7 protein-coding genes and 2 pseudogenes are annotated in these 11,219 nt (G+C 29.1%); 8 read left to right on the top strand and 1 reads right to left on the bottom strand.

Annotation, left to right across the window (positions count from 1 at the left end; translation table 11 throughout):
• The 8 genes and pseudogenes from HGPT_RS02595 to gatB form a co-directional block, all read left to right on the top strand.
• Positions 1-1,593: S-layer homology domain-containing protein (locus HGPT_RS02595; RefSeq protein WP_019138322.1), on the top strand; the 1,593-nt coding region annotated here is incomplete at its 5' end.
• A gap of 80 nt (positions 1,594-1,673) precedes the next feature.
• Positions 1,674-2,705: an S-layer homology domain-containing protein gene (locus HGPT_RS02590; RefSeq protein WP_019138321.1), complete on the top strand. Its 1,032-nt coding sequence runs from the start codon at positions 1,674-1,676 to the stop codon at positions 2,703-2,705.
• A 46-nt stretch (positions 2,706-2,751) separates the two neighbouring features.
• On the top strand, positions 2,752-3,432 hold the full coding sequence (locus HGPT_RS02585) for a tRNA threonylcarbamoyladenosine dehydratase (RefSeq protein ID WP_019138320.1): 681 nt from the start codon (positions 2,752-2,754) through the stop codon (positions 3,430-3,432).
• Positions 3,433-3,478: 46 nt separating this feature from the next.
• A pseudogene (locus HGPT_RS02580) lies at positions 3,479-5,685 on the top strand (ATP-dependent helicase).
• A 10-nt stretch (positions 5,686-5,695) separates the two neighbouring features.
• Positions 5,696-7,693 (top strand): NAD-dependent DNA ligase LigA, encoded by a 1,998-nt coding sequence (ligA, locus tag HGPT_RS02575; RefSeq protein ID WP_019138319.1) that lies wholly within the window; start codon positions 5,696-5,698, stop codon positions 7,691-7,693.
• Positions 7,686-7,967 carry an Asp-tRNA(Asn)/Glu-tRNA(Gln) amidotransferase subunit GatC gene (gene gatC, locus HGPT_RS02570; RefSeq protein ID WP_019138318.1) on the top strand — a complete coding sequence of 94 codons (282 nt, stop codon included), beginning with the start codon at positions 7,686-7,688 and terminating at the stop codon, positions 7,965-7,967. Before ligA ends, gatC begins: the two co-directional genes overlap by 8 nt.
• 10 nt (positions 7,968-7,977) lie before the next feature.
• Positions 7,978-9,429 carry an Asp-tRNA(Asn)/Glu-tRNA(Gln) amidotransferase subunit GatA gene (gene gatA / locus HGPT_RS02565; RefSeq protein ID WP_019138317.1) on the top strand — a complete coding sequence of 484 codons (1,452 nt, stop codon included), beginning with the start codon at positions 7,978-7,980 and terminating at the stop codon, positions 9,427-9,429.
• Positions 9,426-10,855 (top strand): annotated as a pseudogene (gatB, locus tag HGPT_RS02560) (Asp-tRNA(Asn)/Glu-tRNA(Gln) amidotransferase subunit GatB). Before gatA ends, gatB begins: the two are co-directional and overlap by 4 nt.
• A gap of 47 nt (positions 10,856-10,902) precedes the next feature.
• Here gatB and HGPT_RS02555 read toward each other — a convergent pair.
• A partial coding sequence (locus HGPT_RS02555) for a threonine/serine exporter family protein (protein WP_040542277.1) occupies positions 10,903-11,219 on the bottom strand: 317 nt, incomplete at its 5' end.

Below are 11,219 nucleotides of genomic sequence, written 5' to 3'. Positions count from 1 at the left end.
GCAATTTTCTTTGCAAGAGCTCTTAACTTGAACTCAAAAGGAAATACAAACTTATTAAAACACAAGGATCAAAATAAGATGAGTGAAACCCTAAAGGGATATCTTGCATCATTAGTTGAAGCAGATATTTTCACTTCTACAGGATCTGATGGAAACTTCGAAGGAGATAGACCTATCACTCGTGCCGAAACTGCAATAATTACTAAAGCTTCTTTTGATTATGCAGAAAAAAATACAATAAATGCAAAAACTGAAAAGAAAAAAGGTACTGTTGTTCTTTCTTCAAAACTTAACAATGTAAATGTAATTATTATTGAATCAAATAATCAAAAATATTCTTTTGATATTGACAACAATACAAAATATAAATTAAAAGACAAAGATCTTAAACTTGAAGATATTAAAGCAGGTCAAGAAGTTGAAATTGAATATGTTAAAGCAAATAGTGGTGAAAGAGAAGGCACTGCAAAGACAATAAACGTTACAAATGCAATGCTTGACATGGTTGGATATGTAAATTCTAAGGGAAATAATCAAATAACACTTAGATACAGAAGCAATTCTGACACACTTAACTTTAGAACTACATCAAAGATTTCAACATCAGATACAAAGACATTTGATCTTGACACAAATGTAAAAATTAAAGCTTATGGAAAAGATTTGAAACTTGAAGATATAGCTAATGACGATTTAGTTGAATTCAAGACTAATAATGATAATAAAATTACTGAAATGACAGTTTATCCAAAAGAAGCTTATGTAAAAGGACAAATAGTTTCTATAGATAACTCTAATAAAGATAAATCATCAATAAAGTTAAAATTAAGTGATGGAAAAACATACGAATTTTATATTACAAATGAAACAAAAGATTTAAATAATATAACTTTTAGAGATGAAGTTAACTTATTTGTAAATTATAAAGTTGTAAAAGGACTTGCTTCTGATAATAATAGAGAACACGATCTAATGGGAGAAGTAATTGGTTATAGTAGCGATGAGTCTTCTTTCGATTATAGAAACCGTTACATTGACATAAGAACAGTTGATGGATATACAAAAAAATATTATTTAGCTAACAGATTTGAAATAAAAAATTACAATGGAACAAGACAAACTCAAGTAACTGAATCCTATCTTAGAGGTAAAAATGTTTTGTTAACATTGAATAATTATGGAGAAGTTGAAACTATTACTATAGTAGATTCTAATCTTCAATTCAGTGCAATGTTCCAAGTTGTAAGTAGAAAAGATGTTAGTTTCGACAATAATAGAATATATAAAATTGGATTAAAAGTTATACAATCAGATAATGCTAGATTAAATCCAGGAAACACTTTATATTTCCAAACAAGTCAAGAATTAGGATTATATGAAGTCCTATCACTTGATGGATATTTAAATTATGATGGCGAAATAATAGCAGATTCAAATAATAGAAGTCTTGGAAATCCAGGAGAATATTTAGATTATGCAAATGGTACTTCAAGAAAAAGTGATTTTAAGGATTATAGATATTTCTTAAATAGTAATCGCCGCAGTTACAATAATAGGAATTACTATTATGAAAATGGAGCAAGACAATTTTAATTAAATTACTAAATAGAAACCCTTTGTGGTTTCTATTTTTTTATGCTTTTTTATGCTATAATTTAGCATGGAGTGATAAAATGAAAAATAAAATTATAGCAATAAATTTGGTTTTAGCTATCTTGTTAGCACCAGCAAGTCTATTTGCAAAATCTTTTAAAGATGTTAAGGAAACTGGCAGTACTTCTTGGGCTTATAAATATGTAGATGAATTATCTAATAAAAATATTTTAAATGGTTATGAAGATGGAACTTTTAAACCTAATAATCCTGTTAGCTTTCTAGAAACAATGCAAATTATAAAAACTCTTTTAAATCCTAGTGAAGAAGAATTAAAATTAGCTAGAGAGGCTAATATGGAGATTGTGAACTCAAATGGAGTTTTGGATTGGGCAAAAGATGCAGTATCTTATAATCTCTATCATGGGACAATAACAGAAAAAACTTTAACAAGTGCACGAGAAAGAGGATTTTTAGAAAATAAAGTTTTTCCAAATAGAAATACAATTGCTGTTTATTTTGCAAGAGCTTTTACTATGGAAAAATCCAAAGATAAATCAAATTTAAATTATAAAGATATAGAAAAGATTCATCCAATTACTTTAGAATATTTACCAAGTCTTGTAAATAAAGAGATATTTACTTCTACTGGTTCAGATGGAAAATTTAACGGTAATTTAGCGATAAGAAGAAGTGAAATTGCAGTTATAACTTCTAATTCTTTAAAATATTTAGAAAATTATAAACCAATAGTTGAAAATAATCTTGATAATGAAGTAAAAGCTGAAGATCTTATTGTAAATTCTGAAGAAAATAAAAATCCTGTTAATGAAAATAATGATTCGATTTTAAATAATAATAGTATGGATAAAGCTGATTTAGAAGCTGGAGAAATTAGCACAAATGTTAATTTTAAAGGTGAAGTTATAGAAATAATTAGTAGTGAAAAAGTTAATTTTATTAAACTTAGAATAATAGAATCTGATTCAACAAGCTTTAATACAGGAGAAATTGTAACTGTAAATACTTTTAGAAAACATAATATAAATGACATAGTTGAGGGTAGTGGAACTCTTGGCGAAAATAGTCTTACAAACATAAAATTGAAATAATATTAAAGGGCTGTTCTTATGACGGCCCTTTCAAATTGGAGGAAAATTGGAATTTTTAAGTAGAACAAAAAGAATGATTTCAGATCAAGATATAGAAAAAATAAATTCAAAATCGGTATTAGTTTTTGGTTTAGGTGGTGTTGGTGGTTCGCTAGCTGAATCTTTAGTAAGAGCAGGAATTGGTAAGATTGGTCTAGTAGATGGTGATGAATACGAGATAACAAATGTAAATAGACAAGTTTTTGCAACTATGAAAACTCTCGGAATGAGAAAAGTTGATGCTTGTAAAGAAAGACTTCTAGATATAAATCCAGATTTATTAATAAAAAAATATTATTTATTTGTAACTGAAGATAATATAAGTGATATTGATTTTGAAAATTATGATTATGTTGTAGATGCAATTGACACTATAACATCTAAGCTTTTGATAATAAAAGAAGCCTATGATAAGGATATTAAAATCATTTCTGCAATGGGAGCAGGAAATAGGCTTGATCCTACAAAGTTTAAAATTATGGATATAGAAAAGACGAAAAATGATCCTCTTGCTAGAATAATGAGAAAAAAACTAAAAGAAATGAACATAAAGAAACTAAAGGTAGTTTGCTCTGAAGAATTACCAATAAAAACGAGTGATAGAACTCCAGGTTCAATTTCTTTTGTACCACCAGTATGTGGCATGGTTCTTGCATCTTATGTAATAACTGATATCCTAAAAAGTTGAAATGATATCAAAAAACACATATAATATTTATCAGTAAGGAGAAGTCATGGATATAAATACATTAAATGATAAACAGAAGGAAGCTTTGTTAGCGACTGAAGGGCCTCTATTAATTTTGGCAGGTGCTGGAAGTGGTAAAACTAAAGTTGTTACTTCTAAAATCGCATATTTAATAGAAGAATTAAAAGTTCCTTCATGGAAGATTTTGGCAATAACTTTTACTAATAAGGCTGCCAATGAAATGAGGGAGAGAGTTGCAAAATTAATTAATGAAGATATCTCCTCAATGTGGATCGGAACTTTTCACTCAATTTGTGTGAGAATACTTAGAAGAAATATAGAAAAAATTGGATATAAGTCTAGTTTTACAATTTATGATAGAGATGACCAAATCACAGTAGCAAAAGAAGCTATCGCTGAACTTTCTCTTGACAAAGATGTTTACAAAGCTAGGGCAATAGTTAATGATATTTCTAATATAAAAAGTGATGGACTTAGCCCCCACGAATATTTAAATGTTAATAAGGGAAATTTTTTCAAAGAAAATCTTGCTAAAATTTACGAAATATACGAAAAGAAATTGATAAATAACAACGCTCTAGATTTTGATGATCTTTTAATAAAAACAGTTGAATTATTGAGAGATTATGAAGAAGTGAGAAATTTTTATAGAGAAAAATTTGAATATATTTTTGTCGACGAGTATCAAGATACTAATAAAATCCAATATGAATTTATTAAATTAGTTTCTGGAAAATCACCTAATTTAACAGTAGTCGGTGATAATGATCAATCAATTTATAAGTGGCGTGGAGCAGATATAAATAATATCTTGAATTTCCATAAGGATTTTCCAGGTGCAAAAAATTGTTAAACTAGAACAAAATTATAGGTCAACTCAAAAAATTCTTGAAGTTGCAAATAAAATAATTGAAAATAATTCTACTAGGATAGACAAAAATCTTTGGACTTCTAGAGATGGTGGAAAAGATGTTGTTTATAGAGAATTTCCTCATTCAAACGAAGAAGAATACGGTGTTGTAAATAAAATTATTGGTCTAAATTATAAAGGTGAAGAATTTAAAGATATGGCAATTCTTTATAGGACCAATGCTCAATCAAGAGGATTTGAAGAGGCTTTAGTTAGAGAGAGAATTCCCTATAAAATTGTAGGAGGACTAAAGTTCTATGACAGAATGGAAGTTAAAGACGTATTGGCGTATTTAAGAGTTCTCAATAATAGTGATGATAATGTGAGTTTGTCGAGAATAATTAATAGACCAAAAAGAGGAATAGGCAACACTTCTCTTTCAGATATGCTAGATTATGCAGAGAATAATGGTATTTCACTTTATGATCTTGTTACTAATATTGATAAGTTTGAAGATTTAAATCTAAGAGCAAGAAAGAATGTAAAAGAATTTGGAAGTGTTTTGAAAATATTAAAAGATAGATCAGAAAATCTTTCCATAGGAAAACTCTTTGAAGAGGTTCTTTATGAAAGTGGTTATGTTCTTGATTTAAAAAATCAAAATACTATTGAAGCGAAAACTAGGCTAGAAAATATAGAAGAACTTAATTCCAATATTATGGAATATGATAGGGAGGGCGTTGAGCTAGCTGAATATTTAAATACTCTATCTCTTCTTTCGGATGTTGATAAAAACTTCTGAAGATATTGGTGTTAATCTCATGACAATGCACGCAGCAAAGGGACTTGAATTTGGTACTGTCTTCTTAGTTGGATTAGAAGAAGGACTTTTCCCAACTAGTAGATCCCTTGAAGATGAAGAAGAAATTGAAGAAGAAAGAAGACTTTGCTATGTAGGAGTAACAAGAGCTTGTAATAATCTATTTATATCATCTTCTAGGACAAGATCTATGTATGGTAAGTTAACGCCAGCAAAAAGAAGTAGATTTATAGAGGAAATGGGAGACAAAATAGAAATAATTGAAGATAAAAATCGTGAATTATTGGAAGTAAGAGATTACAATGAAGGAAATAAATATTCTAGCAATAGACCTAAAAGATTCTCTGGACTTGATAAAAAAGTTGAGACAAAAAAAGAAAAAGTTTCAGCTACTGATAAAAATATAAATGTTGGCGATAAGGTTAAGCATAAGATTTTTGGCAAGGGTATGGTAGTTCAAAAGAAAGAAAAGAATGGTGATTTTGAAGTTGTAATTTCCTTTGACAAAAAAGGCTTAAAAAGGCTTATGCTATCTGTCGCTCCTATAAAGCTAGTTGATTAGTGGGTGAAATATGAATGATAAGATAAAAGAAATGGAAAATTTAATTCAAAAAATTGATAAATTAAATTACCATTATTATACCCTTGATGATCCACTTCTTTCAGATGGAGAATATGATAAGTTATATGATAAACTTGTCAATTTAGAAAATGAAACTGGGACTGTCCTCTCATATTCACCAACCACAAGAGTGGGCGGAGCAGTTTTAGATAAATTTAATAAACACATTCATCTTTCAAGATTGTATTCTATGGATAAAGCACAAGGTGATGATTCTCTTTTAGCTTGGTATAATAGAATAATAAATTTTGTTAAAGATTATAACAACAAAAATATAAATAAATTGCCTGATCCAGAATTTGTAGTAGAACTTAAATTTGATGGGCTTACCATAAATTTAACTTATGATAATAAAAATCTCATTATGGCATCAACAAGAGGAAATGGAAGTGTTGGTGAAGAAATATTAGAACAGGTTAAAACAATTTATTCAGTTCCACTTCGTATAAATTATTCGGGTAAAATTGAAGTTCAGGGTGAAGGTTTAATGCCCCTATCTGAATTACAAAAGTATAATGAAAAAAATGAAGAAAAACTAAAAAATGCAAGGAATGCTGCTGCAGGTGCCTTGAGAAACTTGGACCCTAAAGTAACTAAAAAGAGGAACTTAACAGCTTTTTTCTATAATGTTGGATATATTGAAGAAGATTTATTTAAATCAGATGATGATATTAAAAATTTCTTGAAAGATAACAACTTTAAAGTTTCAAAATATAATTTTAAAGTGAAAAAATTCTCTGAAATATTAGAAAAAATTAATTTAATAGGAGAAAATAGAGATAAACTTGATATACTAATTGACGGAGTTACTATAAAAGTAAATAATATTGAAACTAGAAAGGCTCTTGGTTACACTAATAAATTTCCACGCTGGGCAGTAGCCTATAAATTTGAAGCAGAAGAAATTTCAACTACTCTTTTAGATGTAATTTGGAATGTAGGAAGAACTGCCAAAGTAACACCATCTGCAATCTTGGAACCAGTAGAAATTGGCGGAGTAACTGTTAAAAGAGCAACTTTAAATAATTATGACGATATACTTAGAAAGAAAGTTAAAATTGGTTCAAGAGTTTTAATTAGAAGATCTAATGATGTAATTCCTGAAATTCTTGGAACTTTACCTAGTGATGAGAAGACAATTGAGATAGAAAAGCCAAAATATTGTCCTTATTGTGGTTCACACCTTTATCAAGATGGAGTTCATATTTTCTGTCCTAATACACTCTCTTGTGTCCCACAGTTAGTATCAAGATTAACTCATTTTGCCTCTAGAGATGCAATGGATATTGAGGGTTTCAGTGAAAAAACTATTGAAAAACTTATGGAAACTGTAAATTTGAGAGAAATCCCAGATGTTTACAAGTTAAAATATGAAGATATAATAAGAATAGAAGGATTTAAAGAAAAGAGGACTAAAAATCTTTTAAATGCAATAGAAGAATCTAAAAATCCAGATTTGGCTAATTTTATATATGCCTTAGGAATCCCCAATGTAGGTATAAAAACTGCTAGAGATTTAGCAAATTATTTTAAAAATTTTGAAAAATTAAGAAATGCAGATGAAGCTGAACTTATTTCTATTGGAGATATAGGTGATATAACTGCGAGAGAAATTGTAGAATTTTTTCATGATGACAGAATAATTACAGCAGTTAGTGAGCTTTTTGAGTTAGGTGTAAAGCCAAAATATGAAAGTGATGAGGTTTTAGATAAACCACTTGAAGGAAATACTTTTGTATTAACAGGAAGTTTAGAAATTCCGAGAAAGGAATTAGAAGAAAAATTAATTTCTTTAGGAGCAAAAGTTACAAGTTCTGTTAGTAAAAAAACTGACTATGTAGTTGTTGGTGAAAACCCTGGTTCTAAATATGATAAAGCAAAATCTTTAAATATAAAAATTTTAAGTTTAAAAAATCTTAAAGAATTAGTAGGAGGTTTAAATGAATAAAGAAGAAATAAGGCATATTGCAAATATAGCTCAAATAGATTTTTCTGAAGAAGAGCTTGATAAATTTGCACCAACCTTTGAAGAAAATATTAAACTTGTTGACAAGATAAAAGAAATTGATACTGATGGTGTCGATAAAGTTTTTCAAGTTAATGGAACAGAAAATAATATTCGTGAAGATAAAACTGGTGAGTCTCTTTCACAAGAAGAGGCACTTGAAAATGCCGCTACTAAAAAATACGGTTATTTTAAACTTATTAAGTTTGTAGATTAGGAGGAGACTCATGACTTTTAGTAAATTAAAAGCCTGGGAGATTGCCCAAGGATATAGAAATAGAGATTTTTCTTGTGAAGAAGTTACAAGAGAATTTTTAGATAATATTAAAGAAAAAGATAAAGATATTAATGCCTATATTACAGTTACTGAAAAGATGGCAATAGATCAAGCAAAAAAAGTTGATGAAAAATTTCATAATAGAGAAGAAATGTCAGCTCTTGCTGGAGTTCCAATTTCTGTAAAGGATAATATTTCAGTTAAAGATGTAAAAATGACATGTGGATCTAAGATGCTCGAAAATTATATCGCTCCATATGATGCAAGTTTAGTAAAAAAAATAAAGAAAAATGATGGAGTAATATTAGGGAAGGTAAACTTAGATGAGTTCGCTATGGGGGCATCAACAAGAACTTCATATTTTGGTGTAACAAAAAACCCCTTGGATTTAACAAGAGTTTCTGGTGGTTCATCTGGAGGATCAGCTGCTTCAGTAAGTGCAAATATGGCAGCTATATCAATTGGATCCGACACTGGTGGATCTGTTAGACAACCTTCTAGTTTTTGTAAAACAGTAGGAATGAAACCAACTTATGGTTCAATTTCTAGATTTGGGATGGCTACTATGGCCAACACCTTTGATCAACCTGGAGTTATTGCAAATGATGTTAGAGATATTACTATGATGTTTAATGTGATAGAAGGTCGCGATGAAAAAGACGCAACTTCTGTGGGTAATCCTGGATTAAATTTTGATTTTGATTTTTCTGATAATTCAATAAAAAATCTTAAAGGAAAGAAGTTTGCCATTCCAAAAACTTATTTAAATATGGATTTAAATGAAAGGGTAAGTGGTGAACTAAATAAAGCCATTGAAATTTTAAAAGAAAATGGAGCAGTAGTAGAAGAATATGAAATTGAATCACTTAACCATGTGATTGAAACTTATAATATTTTAGTAAATGGAGAAATCTCATCAAATATGGCACGTTTTGATTCCATAAGATACGGTCATAGAACAGATAAAAAATTTGAAACAATAGAAGAAATGTATCGTGCTTCAAGAAGCGAAGGATTTGGCGACGAAGTTAAGAGAAGAATAATGATTGGTACTCATATTCTTTCTATGGATAATGCAGACGAATTTTATTATAAGGCTTTAAAAGTAAGAGGTCTTATAAAGAAAGATATGGATAGGATGTTTAAAGATTATGATTTCATGATTTGTCCGACATTCCCAGTTCTTCCATTTAAAATTGACGATGACATGAGTCCTGTTGAAATGTATCAAGCAGATTTATTTACTGTACCTGCAAATATTGTTGGTTCTCCTTCAATTTCATTGCCAATGCCAGCTGGAGAAGACGGACTTTCTGTTGGAATAGAATTTACTGGAAAGAGATTTAAAGATAAAGATTTACTTCAAGCATCATTAGCTTTTGAAAGGAGTTTAAATAAATGAAATATAAAACAATTGTAGGTTTAGAAATTCACGTTGAACTTTCTACGGAAACAAAAGCTTTTTGTTCTTGCAAGAATACTTTTGGCGATGAACCTAATACAAATGTCTGTCCAGTTTGTTTAGCTCTTCCTGGAGGAATGCCTGTATTAAATAGAAATGTAATTAACTACACAGTAATGGCAGGTACTGCTTTTAATTGTAAAATAAATAATAAATCTAAATTTGATAGAAAAAATTATTTTTATCCAGACTTAACTAAGGGATTTCAAATTACTCAAAATGATGAACCTATTTGTACTGATGGATATCTTGAAATTGATACAGATGAAGGTAAGAAAAAATTGGTTTATTCCAAATTCAAATGGAAGAAGATACTGCTAAGAGCCTCCACACAGAAGAAAATGAAACCCTTATGGATTACAATAGATGTGGAGTTCCACTTATTGAAATTGTAACAAAACCTGATATATCAAGCGGTAAAGAAGCTCGTGAATTCCTTGAAAAATTAAAATCAACATTGAGATTTCTAGATATTTCTGACTGTAAGATGGAAGAAGGATCTCTTAGATGTGATGTCAACGTCAATGTCAAGAATGTGGAAACTGGAGAAAAAACAGCAATAACAGAAGTTAAAAATCTTAACTCTTTTAGAGGGGTTGAAAAAGCTATTGATTTTGAAGTAGATAGACATATTAAGCTTCTTGAAAACAATGAAGATGAAATAAAAACAACAAGAAGATGGGACGATGCAAAGAATGAAACAGTCTTGATGAGAGTTAAATACACAGCAAACGATTATAGATTTGCACCAGAAGGAGATCTTCCAATAATTCATATTACAGACGAAGAGATAAAAGAAATAGTCGATAAAATGCCAGAACTTCCATCTCAAATGATAGAAAGATTTGTCGAAGAATATAAAATAACAGAGGAAGATGCATCTGTATTGACTTCATCAAGGGAACTTGCAAATTTCTTCGAAGAGCTTGCAAAAGATTTTAAGGATTATACTTTACTTTCAAATTGGATTCAAACTGAAATATTAAGAAGAGTAGAAATAACTGATGATGTTAAATTTGAACTTCCATTTGAAAATAAGCAATTTATTGAACTTTTAAATTCAATTAAGAGTGAAAAAATTAGTAATAATGCTGGTAAAAAAGTTTTAAGAGAAATGTTTGAAACAGGTGATGGTGCTCAAGAAATAATTGAGAGACTTGGACTTGTTCAAATGACTGATCATTCAGCTATTGAAAAAATAGTTGATGAAGTTTTAGATGAAAATGAACAATCTATTATTGATTTTAAAGAAGGTAAAGACAGGGCACTTGGATTTTTAGTTGGCCAAGTTATGAAAAAATCTAGAGGAAAAGCAAATCCAAAAATTGCAAATGAAATGATTGTTAAAAAAATTAATGAAAGATAAACTTATTCTAAAAAAACCCTAGTTAGATTGTAACTAGGGTTTGTTTTTTATTTTTTTATGCTATTGTTTTTATAATTTCTAATTAATTCTCTTATTATTCTGACAATACCTTGAGATAATACAATGCCCAAAGCCAAAGCAGATGTAGTGAGTGTTGTTTTAATAACTTGCTCTCTCATTACTACATAGTTTGATTCTATAAAATAATACATAATATAATACATGCCAGCTCCAGGAACAAGGGGAACTAAACAAGGTAAGGTAAATACTGTTGCTGGTTTTTTAAAATACACAGCAAAACTTTCAGAAAAGACACCTATTAAAAATGAAGAAATCAAATAAGAAATCATATAATTATCAGAAA

Source organism: Peptoniphilus timonensis JC401 (genome assembly GCF_000312025.1).
GTDB classification, from domain to species: Bacteria; Bacillota; Clostridia; order Tissierellales; family Peptoniphilaceae; genus Peptoniphilus_A; species Peptoniphilus_A timonensis.
The sequence above is the reverse complement of the archived record's forward strand: the minus strand, read 5'-3'. Positions and strand labels throughout refer to the sequence as shown.

Excerpts from the sequence above, each read along its gene's own strand:
- HGPT_RS02590 (WP_019138321.1), top strand. The coding sequence starts at position 1,674 with ATGAAAAATAAAATTATAGCAATAAATTTGGTTTTAGCTATCTTGTTA.
- ligA (WP_019138319.1), top strand. The coding sequence starts at position 5,696 with ATGAATGATAAGATAAAAGAAATGGAAAATTTAATTCAAAAAATTGAT.
- gatC (WP_019138318.1), top strand. The coding sequence starts at position 7,686 with ATGAATAAAGAAGAAATAAGGCATATTGCAAATATAGCTCAAATAGAT.
- gatA (WP_019138317.1), top strand. The coding sequence starts at position 7,978 with ATGACTTTTAGTAAATTAAAAGCCTGGGAGATTGCCCAAGGATATAGA.